Raw genomic sequence first — 18,785 nt, forward strand, 5'->3', positions numbered from 1 at the left:
GGCTGCCTGAGTATTCAATATAAGGTGGCTGGCGTAGTAGAAATTCTTTAAAAATAGGCGCTAACGACCCAAATCACTTGGTCAGTATCAGTTTACCTGCTTTGGTTTGGCGCAAATAATAGAGCTGCCCTTGGTGATTGATCATCACTACATCATGTTGGCCAAGCAGTTGTCCGCTGTTGATACAGGATAATTGCAAAACAGCAGAGTTTTGCTCTGGTGCGCAGTTTACTGTTTGAATAGGATAGATGGCTTTGTGCATAAGAAGTGTTCTTTAGAGTACATATTTAAGTGATAATGATTATCATCTCCATGGGTGAATGGTTTCAATAACAATCTCTATTACTTTTTATGTTAATTCCTTTATTTTGCTTAGTAATTAATATTTTGGATAGATAGTTTAGAATTGATTTGTAAAAAGGGGGCTTGAGCGGAATGAGGGGGCGTGGACCATTTAATCCAGTGATAGAACAGACTCGCTATAGCGGTTAATCCATTCTATCACTGTGTGTTAATCAAAACCGACTACTGACCGCATCCGCCAGCAAGCTCAATAATTGCTCAGTATCCGCCCAGTTTAGGCACGGATCGGTGATGGACTGCCCGTAGGTCAAGGCTTGGCCTGCAACAATTTTCTGCGTGCCTTCAATCAGGAAGCTTTCAGCCATCACACCTACAATTGCGGTAGATCCGGCACGAATTTGCTGCCCGATATCAGCGGCAACTTCCAATTGGCGGCGGTGCATTTTCTGACAATTACCATGGCTGAAATCAACCACCAGATGTTCAGGTAAATCGAACTCACGCAGGCTGTCACAGGCAGCGGCAATATCTGATGCGCCATAATTAGGTTTTTTGCCTCCACGCATAATAATGTGCCCATGCGGGTTGCCACTGGTTTGGTAAATAGTCATCTGGCCGTTTTTATCTGGTGATAAAAACATATGACTGGCTTGTGCGGCACGGATAGCATCAATTGCAATGCGGGTATTGCCGTCGGTGCCATTTTTGAAACCAACCGGGCAGGAGAGGGCCGATGCCATTTCTCGATGAATCTGGCTTTCCGTGGTACGTGCGCCAATAGCCCCCCAACTGATCAGATCAGCAATGTACTGGCCCGTCACCATATCAAGGAATTCGGTGGCAGTAGGTAGACCTAACTCATTAACTGCCAGTAACAGTTTGCGCGCCATCTCGATCCCAAGATTGACCTGACATGAGCCATCCAACGCAGGGTCAGAAATCAGCCCTTTCCAGCCCACTACGGTGCGCGGTTTCTCGAAATAGGTGCGCATGACAATTTCCAAACGATCCTGATAGCGTTCACGCAATACATTCAGCCGCGTGGCGTAGTCAATGGCGGCATCAAGATCGTGAATCGAGCAAGGGCCAACCACCACCAGCAGGCGTGAGTCTTCACCGGTGAGTATTTTTTCAATTCGCTTACGTGACGCTGTCACGTTATCTGCTATCCCCTCGGATATCGGCAACTTTTCCGCCAGTTGTTGTGGCGTGATTAAGCTATCGATGCGCGCGGTCCGCAGTTCATCTGTTTTATGCATGGAAATTCTCTAAATCTGTTCTTCTCTGCGGCAGGAATACCGGGAAGTGATGGCGATCACAATAAACCAAAACTAAATGAATTCAACCGCCATGGCCTTCATTCATACAATTTATGATGAAATAAACTGTAAATAATATCCCAAGCAAATATTCCATCAAAACATGCGGCGACTCATGCCTAAAATATCCAGGATTTTGGTGGAGATTTCCTCAACGGAGTAGTTAGTGGAGTTCAGATAACGAATCTGATTTTTGCGGAATAATGCTTCCACTTCACCCACCTCCATTCGGCATTGGCGTAGCGAGGCATAACGGCTATTTTCACGCCGTTCTTCGCGGATTGCCGCCAGCCGCTCAGGGTTAATCGTCAAACCAAACAGCTTTTGCTGAAAAGGCTTCAGCGCGGCAGGAAGTTGCAAATTGTCCATATCATCGGCGATAAACGGGTAGTTTGCAGCACGAATACCAAACTGCATGGCTAAATAGAGGCTGGTTGGGGTTTTACCACAACGGGAAACCCCCAATAGAATCACCTGTGCTTGGTCCAGATTACGTAGCGAAATACCGTCATCATGGGCCAGGGCATAGTCGATAGCCGCGATTCGCGCATCGTATTTACCCAAATTGCTGGCAGTGAGACCGTGAGTTCGGTTGAGCACCGGTTGGGGGTCGACCCCCAGTTCACTCTGTAGAGGGGCGACCAGTGCTTGCACAATATCCTGACAAAATCCCTCGCTGTGCTGAATGAGTTCACGTACTTCGGCGCTGATTATTGAATAGAAAACCAGCGGTCTAACGCCAGTTTCTTGATATATCTGATTAATCTTCTGGCAAACCTCTTGCGCGCGCGCTGCACTTTCGACAAATGGCAACGTAAAGGTGGTGGCTTTAACTGGGAACTGTGACAGAACCGCATGACCGAGCACTTCTGCGGTGATGGCGGTACCATCCGAAATATAAAACACACTTCTTTCCACGCTGACTCCTGAGTATTTTGCGGCCGGATTCGTTGTACTGCTAAATAAGCGTCTTATGACAAGTTTAACGCAATCAGTGTGCCTGATTCGGCTTATCGGTAAAGCGTTTGCTGTCAGAATCGCCTGAAAATAACTTTTCTTGTTGGGTTGATCGATTCACCTGTCCATGGGCTATGGATCATTGTGCTAGTCTGAAATGGCTGATTCGTCAGCCGTACACGTCCATCTGTACCCTAATGACCGTCCATAACTAATAGACAATGTAAAAAAGGATTGTTTCGATGTCCAACAATGGCCTAAATCTGTGCAATGTGCTTTGGTACAACCAGCTTGGCATGAATGATGTTGAGCGGGTTGGCGGCAAAAATGCCTCCCTGGGTGAAATGATAACTAACCTTTCAGATCTGGGTGTTTCGGTACCTAATGGTTTTGCTACCACCGCTCAAGCATTTAACGAATTTCTGGAGCAAAGCGGTGTTAACCAACGCATTTATCAGTTGTTGGATCAGACCAACGTTGATGATATTGCGGCATTAGCCAAAGCGGGTGCGCAGATTCGTCAATGGGTGGTTGAGACGCCGTTCCATCCGGAGTTTGAACAGGCTATTCATGAAGCCTACGAACAATTAGCGGAAGGTGAGCCAGAGGCTTCTTTTGCCGTGCGTTCATCGGCCACCGCTGAAGATATGCCAGATGCCTCCTTTGCCGGTCAGCAGGAAACCTTCCTGAATGTGCAGGGGATTGATGCGGTGATGGTTGCCATCAAACATGTCTTTGCCTCACTGTTCAATGATCGCGCTATTTCCTATCGTGTACACCAGGGGTATGACCACCGTGGCGTGGCGCTGTCTGCCGGTGTACAACGGATGGTGCGTTCTGATCTCGCGTCTGCGGGCGTGATGTTTACCATTGATACCGAGTCAGGTTTCGATCAGGTGGTATTTATCACCGCAGCCTATGGTTTAGGAGAGATGGTGGTGCAAGGGGCGGTGAACCCGGATGAGTTTTATGTCCATAAACCAACATTGCGTAATGGCAAACCCGCGATTGTGCGCCGCACCATGGGGTCGAAGAAAATTCGCATGATCTATGCTGAAAGCCAGGAACATGGCAAACAGGTGCAGATTGAAGATGTGCCAGAAGAGCAACGCAATCGTTTCGCTCTTAGTGATGACGAAGTGCAAGCGCTGGCGCATCAGGCATTATCAATCGAAAAACATTATGGTCGCCCGATGGACATTGAGTGGGCCAAAGATGGTCATACCGGTAAGCTGTTCATCGTGCAAGCTCGCCCGGAAACGGTGCGTTCCAATCAGCAAGTCATGGAACGTTATCTGCTAAATGCCCAAAGTGAGGTGTTGGTGGAGGGGCGCGCCATTGGTCATCGTATTGGTGCGGGGCCGGTTAAAGTCATTAATGATATTAGCGAGATGGATCGCATTCAGGCGGGTGATGTACTGGTAACCGACATGACTGACCCTGATTGGGAACCGATCATGAAAAAAGCGTCGGCGATTGTGACTAACCGTGGCGGGCGCACCTGCCATGCGGCAATCATCGCTCGTGAGCTGGGGATCCCGGCAGTTGTGGGTTGCGGTAATGCCACCGATATTCTGAAAGAAGGGCAGAATGTAACGGTCTCCTGCGCTGAAGGGGATACGGGCTATGTCTATCAAGAATTGCTCGATTTCTCAATTCAGAGTTCACAGGTTACTGAATTGCCAGATTTGCCGTTAAAAATAATGATGAATGTTGGCAATCCAGACCGAGCCTTCGATTTTGCTCGCTTACCGAATGAAGGCGTTGGCTTGGCGCGCTTGGAATTTATCATCAACCGCATGATTGGCGTGCATCCTAAAGCATTGCTGGAGTTCGATAGCCAGGAGCCGGCAATACAGGCGGAAATCAAAGCGCTGATGAAGGGTTATGACGATCCGGTTGAGTTTTACGTCGGCCGTTTGACCGAAGGGATTTCTACCTTAGGGGCGGCTTTCTGGCCAAAACGTGTGATTGTGCGTTTGTCTGATTTTAAATCCAACGAGTACGCTAATCTGGTTGGCGGAGAGGCTTATGAACCCCATGAAGAGAACCCGATGTTAGGCTTCCGTGGCGCGGGTCGTTATGTCGCAGACAGCTTCCGTGATTGTTTCGCACTGGAGTGTGAGGCGGTTAAGCGGGTGCGTAATGTGATGGGGCTGACTAACGTTGAGGTTATGGTGCCTTTCGTGCGCACGGTGGCTCAGGCAGAGGCGGTGGTGGCTGAACTGGCAAGGCAAGGGCTGAAACGCGGTGAGAATGGCCTGAAACTTATTATGATGTGCGAAATCCCCTCCAATGCGTTGCTGGCGGATCAATTCCTTGAGCATTTTGATGGTTTCTCTATCGGTTCCAATGATATGACTCAGTTAACATTGGGACTGGATCGCGACTCCGGTGTGGTTTCTGAACTGTTCGATGAGCGCAATGAAGCCGTTAAGGCGCTGCTATCGATGGCCATTACGGCCGCAAAACGCCAAGGCAAGTATGTGGGTATTTGTGGTCAGGGCCCGTCAGACCATGAGGATTTTGCATTATGGCTGATGGAGCAGGGGATCGACAGTTTGTCCCTTAACCCGGACACCGTGGTACAAACCTGGGTCAGTTTGGCGCAACATACCAAGCATTGATCGGCATCGGGTTATACCGATAAAGGAACATTTAATTATCCGCAGCGTAGGTTGCGGATTTTTTTGCAATAATGAGTAAAAAAAAAGCCCGTCTTAGATGACAGGCAAAGACTACACACAGCAATACGTATTTCGATTACAGATATTTAAATAACTCACTTGAAAATGAGTTATTTAAATGCCTTGGAGAAAGCACTTTCTAATAATAATATTAAGTAAATTCCGTGGCTTAGTCATTAAGAATCCTCTGATTATAATAGATTAAATTAATGATTTTATGGAATTGATTTCATTCTGTTATTAATAATCATTCTATTTAATAACTAATGAAATACAGGTTGAGAATAGCGATAGAGGAATTAAACAGGGTTGTTCTTTATTGTTAATAGCGAATATCGCTAAATAATAGGGGTTCGGCAGCATAACCACCAAACCCCATTCAGGCTTAAAGCTCTTCTAAATGTTTGGCAACTTCTTGAATACTCTCTTCAGGTTCCGGTGCTTCGTTGACCCAAGCTGAGGTCAAACGATAGGAAATAGCTAACACCACCGGCCCAATAAACAAGCCAATCATGCCGAATGACAACAAGCCACCAATCACCCCGGACAGGATGAGAATCATCGGCATATCAGCTTCCATTCGGATAAGGTAGGGGCGCAAAACGTTGTCCATGGTGCCAACGATACAGCTCCAAATCAGCAGTGCGGTGCCCCAGGTGGTATCCCCCGTCCAATACAACCAGATAATCGCCGGGACCAGTATCAACAGTGGCCCAAGCTGAGCTACGCAGCAGATAAACATTAAGACAGTAAACAGTGTGGCGTATTGAATGCCGGCAATCGCCAGACCAATACCCCCCAGCACGGCCTGTACCAGCGCGGTAACCACTACGCCTAACGCAACGGCACGGATAGCTTTAGCGGCCAGCACCACGACGCCATCGCCACGTTTGTCGGCAGCGCGCACCGCGAAATGGCGGATACCTAAGCCGACTTGCTCACCATGGAAATAGAGTAAAACACTGAATAGCACCATTAGCGCCAGATGAATCAAAAAGTAACCGACGTGGGCGGCTTGAGCTACCAGCCAGGTCGCCGCCGCACCAATGTAGGGTTGAACTTTGGCGATCATCGCATTGCCACCACCAGCAACCAAAGTATGCCAACTACTGTAGAGTTTGTTCCCCACCATCGGAATCGATTGCAACCAGGTTACATCTGGCATGCGCAAATTAGACGGGCTGGATGCCCACTGGATAAGCGGGCCGCTGTTTTCCACTAAGCTGCTGACCAGCAATGCTATCGGAATGACAAACAGCAATATCAACAACAGAGTCATGACAATAACGGCCAGCCAGCGCTTACCCCAAAGGAGCTTTTGCAACCTAATCAGCAAGGGCCAGGTTGCAATAACGACCATGCCAGCCCAGGCAAAACCCATAATAAAAGGTTGTACCACCCAAAAACTGGCGATAATCATTATCATAATGAATATCACCCCAAACATCAGTTTAGGTAAATCGAAACGGCGCTGTTGTGGGTAATTCATCAGTGGGTTCTCACATCGAAAGTCATGGCAAGGTGGCCATCGCACTGTTTTCTCGGCACTCATTAGCTTTCGGACTAATCAAGTATCTGTAGTAATCATGGTGTATTTCTTAATGTTTTAACAGACAACACCGGATTTTACTGCTGTGATTTATTAAAAAAAAAGCATTAGCTTGGACACAATAAAACGCCAACTGCAACCAAAGCGCTGAAACAATGTTCTTTCGGGCTGATGCGGCTATTATTTGTACAATATATAATTTTGATACTTAATGATTTATTGCCGCATTTATCCTCGGCAGATACGCATCACTTTCTCATCATTCTGAATTGGCATAAATTATTCGACAAAGGTGATTGCTAGCAGATAATCTCTTGGCGGAACCCCAAACATACCTATTAGATAGGGTCACACTAATGATCCCACAGATTTCTCAGGCACCGGGTGTCATTCAGTTGGTGCTGGATTTTTTGGATGCTTTGAAGCAAAACGGATTCACCGGCGATACCGCCACTGGTTATGCCGATCGCCTGACTATGGCGACGGACAACAGTATCTACCAACTGCTACCCGACGCCGTGGTTTTTCCGCGTTCGACTGCGGATGTTGCCTTGATTGGCCGTCTGGCTGGTCTGGAGAATTTTAACTCTCTGGTCTTTACGCCACGCGGCGGCGGAACCGGTACCAATGGTCAGGCTCTTAACAGCGGCATTGTGGTGGATATGTCGCGCTACATGAACCGTATTTTGGAGATTAATCCCGAACAGGGTTGGGTGCGGGTTGAAGCGGGGGTCATTAAAGACCAACTCAACCAATATTTGCGGCCATTCGGCTACTTTTTTGCGCCAGAGTTATCGACCAGTAACCGCGCCACATTGGGTGGCATGATCAATACCGATGCCTCTGGGCAGGGGTCGCTAGTGTATGGCAAAACGTCCGACCATGTGTTGGGGTTACGTGCCATATTGCTGGACGGAACCCTGCTCGATACCCGCGCCATGCCGACGGCACTGGCGGAAACGATTGCGCAGGAAGACTCTGTAACCGGCCGTATTTACCATACTGTGTTGCATCACTGCCGTGAACAGCGCGCGCTGATTGTGGAAAAATTCCCTAAGTTAAACCGTTTCCTGACGGGATATGACTTGCGCCATGTGTTTAGCGATGACCTGCAAACCTTTGACCTGACCCGAATTTTAACCGGTGCAGAGGGCACGTTGGCATTTATCACTGAAGCCACATTGGATATAACGCCGCTGCCTAAAGTTCGCCGTTTGGTGAATGTAAAGTATGACTCGTTTGACTCCGCCCTGCGTAATGCCCCGTTTATGGTGGAAGCCAAAGCGCTGTCAGTGGAAACCGTGGACTCCAAAGTTCTCAATTTGGCCAAAGAAGATATTGTCTGGCACTCGGTTAAAGAACTGATTACTGATATCCCTGATAAAGAGATGTTGGGGTTGAATATCGTTGAGTTTGCCGGTGATGATAAGGCGTTGATCGATAGCCAAATGGAAGCACTTTGCCAGCGCTTGGATGACTTGATGTCTGCTCAGCAAGGCGGCGTTATTGGTTATCAGATTTGCAGTGAATTAGCCGGTATCGAGCGTATCTACGGTATGCGCAAAAAAGCGGTTGGTTTGTTAGGTAACAGTAAAGGCCAAGCTAAACCGATTCCTTTTGCCGAAGATACCTGCGTGCCACCACAACATTTGGCTGATTATATTGTCGAGTTCCGCCAACTGCTTGATAGCCATAATCTGAGCTACGGCATGTTTGGTCATGTAGATGCCGGGGTATTACATGTGCGCCCGGCGCTGGATATGTGCGATCCACAGCAAGAAATGCTGATGAAACAGATATCTGACCAAGTGGTGCAACTGACGGCGCGCTATGGCGGCTTGCTATGGGGCGAGCACGGTAAGGGCTTCCGGGCAGAATATAGCCCTGACTTCTTTGGTGAGGTGCTTTACCACGAGTTACGGCGCATTAAATCAGTTTTCGACCCGGATAATCGCTTAAATCCGGGGAAAATATGCTCACCGTTGGGCAGTGATGCACCAATGATGAAAGTGGATACAGCCGATAAACGCGGCACCCTGGACCGGCGTATTCCGCTGGAGGTCAGAACGTCATTTCGTGGTGCGATGGAATGTAATGGTAATGGCTTGTGCTTTAATTTTGATGCACGTAGTCCGATGTGCCCATCAATGAAGATTACCGGTGATCGCATTCATTCACCCAAAGGTCGGGCAACGCTGGTACGCGAATGGTTACGGCTGTTATCCGAGCAAGGGGTTGACCCTGTTGCGTTGGAAAAAGGGCTGGCGACCAAGCGCCCCAGTCTGCGTGGCTTGATTGAGAAGACCCGTAATACCTGGGCTGCTCGCCAGGGGGATTACGATTTCTCACATGAAGTCAAAGAGGCGATGTCAGGTTGCCTGGCATGTAAAGCTTGCTCTACGCAATGCCCGATAAAAATTGATGTACCGGGCTTCCGTTCCCGCTTCCTACAGTTGTATCACACCCGTTATCATCGCCCACTGCGTGACTATGTGGTGGCTGGGGTAGAGAGTTATGCGCCGTTAATGGCTAAAACACCGAAAGTGTTTAACTTCTTCCTCAAACAGCCGTGGGTCAGGGAGCTAAGCCGGAAAAGTATTGGGATGGTGGATTTACCGATGCTTTCCAGCCCTACGTTGAAGCAGGCGTTATCGGGTCATTATGCCAGCACGATGACCTTGGAACAGTTGGAGAAATTGCCTGAATCAGAACGCCGTCAACATGTGTTGATCGTACAGGATCCCTTTACCAGCTATTACGATGCTCAGGTTGTGGCCGATTTTGTTCGCTTGGTCGAAAAACTGGGCTTCAATCCAGTGCTGTTGCCATTCTCACCTAATGGCAAGGCGCAACACATTAAAGGTTTCCTGCAACGTTTTGCTAAAACAGCCCGTAAGACGGCCGATTTTCTTAACCGTATTTCGTTACTGGGGATGCCGATGGTTGGGGTTGATCCAGCATTAGTGCTTTGCTATCGCGATGAATATAAAGAGATCCTTGGTGATGCTCGTGGTGATTTTACGGTGCAATTGGTGCACGAATGGCTACAGGTGGCACTGGCTGAACAGCCAGAGCAGCAGATGAGTGGCGAATCCTGGTATCTGTTTGGGCATTGTACCGAAACTACCGCGCTACCTGCCAGCAGCCAGCACTGGGCAGCGATATTCTCCCGTTATGGCGCCAAACTGGAAAACGTCAGTGTCGGGTGTTGTGGCATGGCCGGCACTTATGGTCATGAAGCGAAGAACGTCGATAACTCTCTGGGTATCTATGCGTTATCCTGGCAGCAGGCGTTACAAAAGTTACCGAGTAAACGTTGTTTAGCCACAGGTTACTCTTGTCGTAGTCAGGTTAAGCGTATTGAAGGCGGTGGACTGAGACATCCGTTACAAGCTTTGCTTGAGCTGGTTTAACCTGGCTGCCTAACTATGCTATTAACCTCATGCTACTTATAGCGGCCTAAAGCCCAAGGATGGGCCGAATAACCAGTGCCGCTAACACCGCTGCAATTTCAAGAACGGAAGGGAACAAGATGCTTTGGAAACGTACCGCAACGCTGGAACAGTTAAATCAGCAATGCCAAGACTGCATGGTCGGGCATTTGGGCATTGAGCTTACCCGGCTCTCGGATGATGAAATAGAAGCCACGATGCCGGTAGACCATCGGACAACGCAACCTTTCGGTTTGCTTCATGGTGGGGCTTCTGTGGTGCTGGCGGAGTCGCTCGGTTCGATGGCTGGGTATCTGTGCACCACCGAAGGGCAACAGGTGGTAGGGTTGGAGGTCAATGCTAACCACCTGAAAGCTGTACGTTCCGGGAAAGTGCGGGGTTGCTGTCGGGCCATTCATATTGGCCGCAGCCATCAAGTTTGGCAGATTGAGATTTTTGATGAAGAAAATAATCTGTGTTGTACCTCACGTTTAACCGTCGCCGTATTGTCCCGATAACTCCCGCTAAAGATTCGTGATTAGTCTACTTAGGGTCATTTAATGATCCTGAGTGGCTTCAATCGCTCACAGTGATCCCCCATCCCCTTTAGACTGTTTCATTTAGCCAATAAATGTGGCGAATCTCTATGATAGGTTTCCCCTGTGAGGGTTTTCAGCTAAAGTTAACAGAGAAATAGGTATTTTTTATGAATGTTTTAAATACTCAGAGACTGACTGCGATTAGCCTCTGAGATAGCAAGGGATTCGAGCATCGTCGGGGAATTTATTCATTTATTTCATGGCGATAAAAGTGCACATTTTCCCTCAGACCTCTTCAGGCCATCGCAGCATGCTTATTCGTTGCCGCCTCATTCGAGGTTCAAACGGCACTTTTCTTAATATCCCTGCAAAACAAACGGTTGAAGTGATAATTATTATCACTACCATTGTGAATAATCTGTGTTGGTTCTTCAATAATCAGCCAGCAAATTGTTAACCTGAAAACGATCAACCCAATGGGTGATTGCGAAATAGAAGGTAGGGCATATGCAACAGGAATCAGTCGGGACATTTTCACTCGACGAGAATGTCTGGCAAGGCGTTACGATAACAGATAGCGCGGCCGCGCAAATTACACGGCTCATGCAGCAAGATCCGCAAATTAAAGGGTTGCAGCTTGGGGTGAAACAGTCCGGTTGTGCCGGGTTTGCTTATGTGATGGATATGGCTAAAGAGCCAGCCAGCGACGCTCTGGTTTTCGAACAAGGTAGTGCCAAACTCTACGTACCATTAAAAGCGATGCCGTTTATCGATGGCACCGAGGTGGATTATGTCCGCGAAGGGCTAAACCAGATTTTTAAATTTAATAATCCTAAAGCTCAGCATTCCTGCGGGTGTGGCGAGAGTTTTGGCGTTTGAGCGATGTAAACGAAATGACACGAAGCAATGTAGAGGTTCCAGATGATGTGCAAGCTTGGGTCAGTGAGAATCGTTACAAAGAGGGTTTTTTTACCCAGCTTGCGACTGATCAGTTAGCCAAAGGTCTCAACGAAGACGTCATTCGCGCTATTTCAGCGAAACGAAATGAACCTGAATGGATGCTGGAGTTTCGTCTTGGTGCTTATCGCAGTTGGCTCGAAATGGAAGAGCCACATTGGCTGAAAGCCAATTATAAAAGTCTGGATTATCAGGATTACAGTTATTACTCCGCGCCATCCTGTGGCAGTTGTGACGACAGTTGTGATTCGCAACCAGGAGCAGTGCAGCAATCATCGGCAGACAGTGCAGCACCACGTGATTTGTCTGAACAGGCGATGAATGAGTACCTCACCGCAGAGGTGGAGTCTGCGTTTGCCCAGCTAGGGGTTCCGGTGCGCGAGGGGGCTGAGGTGGCGGTAGACGCTATTTTCGACTCAGTTTCTGTTGCAACCACCTACCGTGGGAAACTCGCCGAACAAGGGATTATTTTCTGCTCATTTAGCGAAGCTATTCAGGAATATCCAGATCTGGTGCGGAAATATCTGGGATCGGTGGTGCCGGCCAAAGATAACTTTTTTGCCGCGCTAAATGCGGCAGTGGCTTCTGATGGCACTTTTGTTTATGTGCCTAAAGGCGTGCGCTGCCCGATGGAGTTATCTACTTATTTTCGGATTAATGCGGCTAAAACAGGGCAGTTTGAGCGCACTATCTTGATTGCTGACGAAGACAGCTATGTCAGTTATATCGAAGGGTGCTCAGCGCCAGTGCGAGACAGCTACCAGTTACACGCTGCGGTCGTTGAAGTCATTTTGCACAAAAATGCGGAAGTGAAATATTCAACGGTGCAGAACTGGTTTGCAGGTGCCGATAGCACCGGCGGGATCCTTAACTTTGTGACCAAACGTGCTTTGTGTGAAGGGGCGGGTTCAAAAATGTCGTGGACCCAATCTGAGACTGGCTCCGCCATTACCTGGAAATACCCGAGTGTGATTTTGCAGGGCGATAACTCAATCGGTGAGTTCTTTTCGGTGGCGCTAACCAACGGCCACCAGCAAGCCGATACCGGCACCAAGATGATTCATATTGGCAAAAATACCAAATCAACAATTATTGCCAAAGGGATCTCTGCCGGACACAGCCAGAACACCTACCGTGGTCTGGTGAAGATTCTGCCCGGTGCGGATAACGCGCGTAACTTCACGCAATGTGATTCGATGTTGATTGGGCCGGACTCCGGCGCGCATACCTTCCCGTATGTAGAGGTGCGCAATAACTCAGCCCAATTGGAACACGAAGCGACAACATCAAAAATTGGCGATGACCAACTGTTCTATTGCTTGCAGCGTGGCATCAGTGAAGACGATGCCATCTCAATGATTGTCAACGGATTCTGTAAAGATGTGTTCTCCGAGTTGCCACTGGAGTTTGCCGTCGAAGCACAAAAACTGTTGGCTATTAGCCTGGAACACAGTGTCGGTTAAGTGTGAGTTGAAACACGCATTCGCAGAGTTTTGCGCTCTGGCGCACCAAGGAACCCTATGTTAAGCATTAAGAATTTAAAAGTCAGTGTTGAAGGTAATGAGATCCTCAAAGGTTTGGATCTGGAGATCAAACCCGGTGAAGTACACGCCATTATGGGGCCAAACGGCTCAGGGAAAAGTACATTATCCGCGGCATTGGCAGGGCGTGAAGAGTATGAAGTGACTGAGGGCAGTGTGACCTTCAAGGGGAAAGACCTGCTGGCGTTAGACCCAGAAAATCGCGCGGGTGAAGGTATATTTTTGGCATTTCAGTACCCCGTGGAAATCCCCGGAGTCAGTAACCATTTCTTCTTGCAAACTGCGGTCAATGCGGTGCGTAAATATCGCCAGCAGGAGCCATTAGATCGTTTTGATTTTGCTGATTTTATTGAAGAAAAGATTGAGTTACTGAAAATGCCTGCTGACTTATTGACCCGTTCGGTAAATGTGGGTTTTTCTGGCGGCGAAAAGAAACGTAACGATATTCTGCAAATGGCGGCACTGGAACCCTCTTTATGTATTCTGGATGAAACTGACTCTGGGCTGGATATTGATGCGCTAAAAATTGTTGCTAACGGGGTTAACTCGCTGCGCAATGAAAACCGTGCATTCATTATTGTGACTCACTATCAGCGTATCCTTGATTATGTAAAACCCGACTTTGTGCATGTGCTGTATCAGGGGCGGATCATTAAGTCAGGTGATTTCACCTTGGTGAAACAGTTGGAGGAGCAAGGCTATGGCTGGCTTACCGACCAACAGTAAAATGCTGGAACAGCAGCATCTGCAACAGAAACAACGTGCTGATGCTCTCAAGCACTTCGGTCAACTGTTTAATCTGCGCCAGAGTGGTCATTCAACACAGGCCAGTGCGCACTGGCAACAGGTGTTGCAGTTGGGTTTCCCGAGCTTTAAACATGAAGACTGGAAATACACGCCGCTGGAGCGTTTGCTGGCCCATCGTTTCAGTTTCGCCAGCCCTGCGCAGGTAACGGCTAGCCAACGCGATGAACTGTCGTTGGTGCAAGATGCTCATCGTTTAGTTTTTATTGATGGCCGATATGCACCTGAACTCAGTGATATTGAGTGTGGCCCTTACCAACTGACCAATCTGAGTGGGAATACGCAGTTTCCTCCGGCGATCCAGTCTGAGGTGTTTTTGCATCTGACGGAAAGCCTGGCGCAGGAAAGTCTGCATATCCGATTACCGGTGGGGAAACACAGTGAGAAGCCGCTTTATCTGCTGCATATCAGCTCAGGCAATGATTCTGACGTTGTGAATACCAGTCACTACCGCCACCATCTGGTGATTGAAGCTAATGCACAGGCTGAAGTGATCGAACATTTCGTCAGTCTGAATCAACAGCCTCACTTTACTGGCGCACGGCTCACCATTGCAGTAGGTGATAATGCTGAACTGCATCACTGTAAACTGGCATTTGAAGCCCCTCAGAGCTACCACTTTGCCCACAATGACCTGCTGTTAAGCCGTGATTCGCGGGCGCGTAGTTATAGCTTCCTGCTGGGCGCGGGGCTGACTCGTCATAATACCAGCGCCCAATTGAATGGCGAAGGTGCTACGTTGTCCATTAACAGCTTGCTGTTACCGATAGGGCGCGAAATCTGTGACACTCGCAGTTATCTGGAGCACAACAAAGGCTATTGCGAAAGCCGCCAGTTACATAAAACCATCGTGCGTGAGCGCGGCAAAGCTATCTTTAACGGCATGATTAAAGTGGCTAAACATGCGTTGAAAACTGACGGACAGATGACCAACAATAACTTGTTATTGAGTAAATTGGCGGAGGTTGATACCAAACCGCAGTTGGAAATTTATGCCGATGATGTGAAGTGCAGCCATGGCGCGACGGTCGGTCGCATTGATGCGGAACAGCTTTTTTATCTGCAATCGCGCGGGATTAATCAGGCTGATGCGCAACAGATGATTATTTTTGCCTTTGCTGCCGAATTAACTGAAGCCATTCACAGCGACGCCATTCGCAAAGTGGTGCTGGCGCGGATTGCTGAACGTTTGGCCGGAGAATCGCTATGAGTTTCCCTATCGAACAGGTCAGAGCTGACTTTCCATTGCTGAGCCGCCAGGTTAACGGCCAGCCGCTGGCCTATCTGGACAGTGCCGCCAGCGCACAAAAGCCACAAGTGGTCATCGACAGGGAGCTTAATTTTTATCGTGAGGGTTATGCCGCAGTTCATCGTGGGATTCATACCCTAAGTAGCGAAGCGACCCAACAGATGGAAGCGGTGCGCAGTCAGGTTGCTGATTTTATCAATGCAGCTTCTGCCGAAGAGATTGTTTTCGTTAAAGGGACCACCGAGGCCATCAATCTGGTGGCTAACAGTTATGGCCGTCATTTCCTGAGCGCCGGTGACAGCATCATCATCACCGAGATGGAGCATCACGCCAATATTGTGCCGTGGCAGATGTTAGCAACTGACTTGGGTGTTGAGATTCGTATCTGGCCGCTGACGGCAACAGGGGAGCTTGAACTGGCTGCATTGGCGGGTTTGATTGATGACACCACCCGGTTGCTGGCGATTACTCAGGTTTCCAATGTCTTGGGGACCGTGAATCCCATACAGCAGATTGTTGCTCAGGCTAAAGCGGCTGGGTTGGTGGTGCTGGTGGATGGTGCGCAGGCTATCATGCATCAATCGATAGATGTGCAGGCATTGGATTGTGATTTTTATGCCTTCTCCGGCCATAAGCTTTACGGGCCATCGGGCATTGGTATCTTATACGGCAAGAGTCAACTGTTGCAGCAAATGCCGCCATGGGAAGGGGGCGGTTCGATGATCAAAACCGTGAGCCTAACGCAAGGCACCACTTTTGCCGATGCGCCGTGGCGTTTCGAGGCCGGTTCGCCGAACACCGCAGGCATTATGGGGCTGGGTGCGGCAATCCGTTATGTTACTGATCTTGGGTTTGCGCAGATCCAGCACTATGAGCAGTCGCTGATGCGGTATGCCTTGGAGCAACTGGGTCAGGTAAACAGCCTGACACTTTATGGCCCGCAAGCCCGTGCCGGGGTTATTGCGTTTAATTTAGGGGAGCACCACGCGTATGATGTTGGCAGTTTCCTCGATCAATACGGTATCGCTATTCGTACCGGCCATCACTGTGCTATGCCATTGATGTCGTTCTACCACGTTCCTAGTATGTGTCGTGCCTCATTGGCACTTTATAATACCCATGAGGAAGTAGATCGCTTGGTGGCAGGGCTACAGCGCATTGAAACATTACTGGGTTGAGTGTTATTAATAAGCGCTGTATCTAAAATTCAACGATTACCAATGTCATTGATGTTGCAGCAAGCGAATGACCAATCGGTCGGGATCGATTTGAACGGTATTTATGCTAGCCACAAGGTGAGCCTCAAAGGTGAGGCTCCTTAATCCCATGCGTAATCACGTGATTTTGCGGGTAAGTAGGCGCGGCTAACCGCCCACGACATCAAGTATAAAAGGTATCAGGAAGCATGCTATGGCTGGTTTGCCAGATAAAGACAAATTGATTCGTAACTTTTCCCGTTGTCTGAATTGGGAAGAAAAATATCTGTATGTGATCGAGTTAGGGGGGCAGCTAGCCCCACTGACAGAGCAACAACGCCAGCCGGAGAATCTGATTTCCGGTTGCCAAAGCCAGGTGTGGATTGCCATGACAGCCTCAGATGAAGGGCAAGTGGTTTTTGCTGGTGACAGTGATGCGGCTATCGTTAAAGGTTTGGTCGCGGTGGTGTTTATCCTTTATCACGGTTTAGCTCCACAGCAGATCATTGAGTTGGATGTTCGGCCATTTTTTGCCGATTTAGCCCTCAGTCAGCACCTGACCCCTTCGCGTTCACAAGGTCTGGAAGCGATGATCCGCGCTATTCGTACTAAAGCGGCAACTTTAAAAAACGGTTAACTCACGCCAACATTTTGTGCTTTATTCCTCAGAAGTTGACCATTTTTGAGTCATGGGTCACAGTCTTAAAATGGTGAAATTTCAGCAGGTTAAATCGGCTGCCATGCCGGATAAAGCATAATAAATTACTTTGTAACACCTTGATTTTTAGAGATATAAATTGCCTTTATAATAAGGGCTGTTACTATATGGTGGCCTTATAATTGGCTGCTAGAATTAACGTAGATATACCCGTCATCTTTCAAACTGCTGGTGTGTTGGCTGCTCTCATTCCCCCGAATCACTTACTTGCGTAAGCTCGCGGGATTCATTTGTTTGCCGCCTTCCTGCAACTTGGAATCTATTGGGTATAGCCGTGTAAACCGAATTTGAAGAAGTGATGTAGGAACTAAGCATGAAACGTGCATTAACCTTGATTGGTATGTTATTCGCAACTTGTATGGCGGGAAGTATTACCGCTGCCAATGCGACCGAGTATCCTCTACCGCCAGCCAATAGCCGTCTGATTGGTGAAAATACTACCTATACCGTTCCAAATGATGGCCGTCCGCTTGAGGCTATTGCTGCTGATTATAAAATCGGCTTGCTGGGGATGCTTGAAGCCAACCCAGGTGCTGACCCGTATCTGCCATTACCGGGTTCAGTGTTAACCATCCCAACCCAGATGCTGCTGCCTGATACCCCACGTGAAGGCATCGTCATCAACCTGGCTGAGCTGCGTCTTTATTACTACCCTAAAGGCCAGAGCAAAGTCATCGTGTATCCTATCGGTATCGGCCAGTTAGGGCGTAATACCCCGACTATGACGACATCTGTTAGTCAGAAGATCCCGAATCCAACTTGGACACCGACTGCAAACATCCGCAAGCACTACCTGGCACAAGGCGTTACCTTGCCATCAGTCGTTCCAGCCGGGCCGGAAAACCCAATGGGCCTGTTTGCTATGCGCTTGTCAGCCGGTGGCGGTGAGTATTTGATCCACGGTACTAATGCCAACTTTGGTATCGGCATGCGTGTTAGCTCCGGGTGTATCCGTTTACGTCCTGATGATATCAAGGCACTGTTCAGCTCAGTACCTAAAGGTACTCGCGTACAGATAGTCAACGAACCGGTTAAATATTCCGTAGAACCTGATGGTAAACGTTATGTTGAGGTTCATCAGCCGTTGTCCCGCGTGGACAGTGATGACCCGCAAACGATGCCAATTGCGATCAGCAGCGGCCTACAGAAATTTATGAGCGACAGCCAGACTGATGCACAAGTGGTCCAGGATGCGATTGTACGCCGCGCTGGCATGCCTGTCATCGTAACGGTAGGTGAGACAGCACCTGTGGAGGCTCCGGCCGCTGTAGCGCCTCAGGGCGAGCAACAGGCGCAACCACAGACTGAAGGGCAGCAACCGGCTAACGAAGCCGCACCTAAGCTGGTTCAGCCAGGTCCGGTCTACTCTGCCGCTAATTAAGTATTAGATACACCTTTGCCATGGCAATGTATCCGTCGTGGCAAAGCCTGTAGCCTCAACCGCAAGATGACAGAGTGAGTGAGTAGCAAAGGAAGGTAGCTATCAAGGAGGGTAACGTCAGGAATGCATTTTGGCGGGGTAAAAAAAATGGCGC

At 48.7% G+C, this 18,785-nt stretch carries 14 protein-coding genes and 1 other RNA gene; 10 read left to right on the forward strand and 5 right to left on the reverse strand.

Translation table 11 applies throughout. The features are described from left to right. Positions 1-73: 73 nt before the first annotated feature. From hemP to A6J67_RS13980, 3 genes are all read right to left on the reverse strand, one after another. On the reverse strand, positions 74-262 hold the full coding sequence (gene hemP, locus A6J67_RS13970; RefSeq protein ID WP_005182810.1) for a hemin uptake protein HemP: 189 nt from the start codon (positions 260-262) through the stop codon (positions 74-76). Positions 263-515: 253 nt separating this feature from the next. Then, a complete protein-coding gene (locus A6J67_RS13975) occupies positions 516-1,562 on the reverse strand; it encodes a 3-deoxy-7-phosphoheptulonate synthase (RefSeq protein ID WP_005182809.1) in 1,047 nt (348 codons plus the stop codon). Between the two features lie 156 nt (positions 1,563-1,718). Then, the gene (locus tag A6J67_RS13980; protein ID WP_032905779.1) at positions 1,719-2,540 is read right to left on the reverse strand and encodes a pyruvate, water dikinase regulatory protein; all 822 of its coding nucleotides are present in this window, start codon (positions 2,538-2,540) and stop codon (positions 1,719-1,721) included. Positions 2,541-2,821: 281 nt separating this feature from the next. Here A6J67_RS13980 and ppsA point away from each other — a divergent pair, with 281 nt between their 5' ends. Then, the gene (gene ppsA, locus A6J67_RS13990) at positions 2,822-5,206 is read left to right on the forward strand and encodes a phosphoenolpyruvate synthase (protein WP_032905778.1); all 2,385 of its coding nucleotides are present in this window, start codon (positions 2,822-2,824) and stop codon (positions 5,204-5,206) included. Between the two features lie 76 nt (positions 5,207-5,282). Here ppsA and rprA read toward each other — a convergent pair. Beyond that, positions 5,283-5,386: antisense sRNA RprA (gene rprA / locus A6J67_RS13995), an RNA gene on the reverse strand. A 265-nt stretch (positions 5,387-5,651) separates the two neighbouring features. Next, positions 5,652-6,755: an AI-2E family transporter YdiK gene (ydiK, locus tag A6J67_RS14000; protein WP_005182800.1), complete on the reverse strand. Its 1,104-nt coding sequence runs from the start codon at positions 6,753-6,755 to the stop codon at positions 5,652-5,654. A gap of 416 nt (positions 6,756-7,171) precedes the next feature. Here ydiK and A6J67_RS14005 point away from each other — a divergent pair, with 416 nt between their 5' ends. From A6J67_RS14005 to A6J67_RS14050, 9 genes are all read left to right on the forward strand, one after another. After that, positions 7,172-10,228 (forward strand): FAD-binding and (Fe-S)-binding domain-containing protein, encoded by a 3,057-nt coding sequence (locus A6J67_RS14005; protein ID WP_050296996.1) that lies wholly within the window; start codon positions 7,172-7,174, stop codon positions 10,226-10,228. Between the two features lie 119 nt (positions 10,229-10,347). Continuing rightward, positions 10,348-10,764 carry a hotdog fold thioesterase gene (locus A6J67_RS14010; RefSeq protein ID WP_005182792.1) on the forward strand — a complete coding sequence of 139 codons (417 nt, stop codon included), beginning with the start codon at positions 10,348-10,350 and terminating at the stop codon, positions 10,762-10,764. A gap of 528 nt (positions 10,765-11,292) precedes the next feature. After that, complete coding sequence (gene sufA, locus A6J67_RS14020) at positions 11,293-11,664, forward strand: Fe-S cluster assembly scaffold SufA (protein WP_032905776.1); 372 nt, start codon at positions 11,293-11,295, stop codon at positions 11,662-11,664. A 14-nt stretch (positions 11,665-11,678) separates the two neighbouring features. Continuing rightward, a complete protein-coding gene (gene sufB / locus A6J67_RS14025) occupies positions 11,679-13,205 on the forward strand; it encodes a Fe-S cluster assembly protein SufB (protein ID WP_042569824.1) in 1,527 nt (508 codons plus the stop codon). A gap of 57 nt (positions 13,206-13,262) precedes the next feature. Next, on the forward strand, positions 13,263-14,009 hold the full coding sequence (gene sufC / locus A6J67_RS14030) for a Fe-S cluster assembly ATPase SufC (RefSeq protein WP_042569823.1): 747 nt from the start codon (positions 13,263-13,265) through the stop codon (positions 14,007-14,009). Next, complete coding sequence (gene sufD, locus A6J67_RS14035; protein WP_032905772.1) at positions 13,984-15,297, forward strand: Fe-S cluster assembly protein SufD; 1,314 nt, start codon at positions 13,984-13,986, stop codon at positions 15,295-15,297. The genes sufC and sufD overlap by 26 nt, the downstream gene beginning before the upstream one ends. Further along, entirely contained in the window at positions 15,294-16,514 is a 1,221-nt protein-coding gene (gene sufS, locus A6J67_RS14040) for a cysteine desulfurase SufS (RefSeq protein ID WP_050073381.1), read from the forward strand. Before sufD ends, sufS begins: the two co-directional genes overlap by 4 nt. A gap of 232 nt (positions 16,515-16,746) precedes the next feature. Further along, positions 16,747-17,169: a cysteine desulfuration protein SufE gene (gene sufE, locus A6J67_RS14045; protein ID WP_042569821.1), complete on the forward strand. Its 423-nt coding sequence runs from the start codon at positions 16,747-16,749 to the stop codon at positions 17,167-17,169. A gap of 394 nt (positions 17,170-17,563) precedes the next feature. Next, the gene (locus A6J67_RS14050) at positions 17,564-18,631 is read left to right on the forward strand and encodes a L,D-transpeptidase family protein (RefSeq protein ID WP_050073380.1); all 1,068 of its coding nucleotides are present in this window, start codon (positions 17,564-17,566) and stop codon (positions 18,629-18,631) included. Positions 18,632-18,785: the final 154 nt, after the last annotated feature.

It is taken from the genome of Yersinia sp. FDAARGOS_228, from assembly GCF_002073315.2.
GTDB lineage: Bacteria > Pseudomonadota > Gammaproteobacteria > Enterobacterales > Enterobacteriaceae > Yersinia > Yersinia intermedia.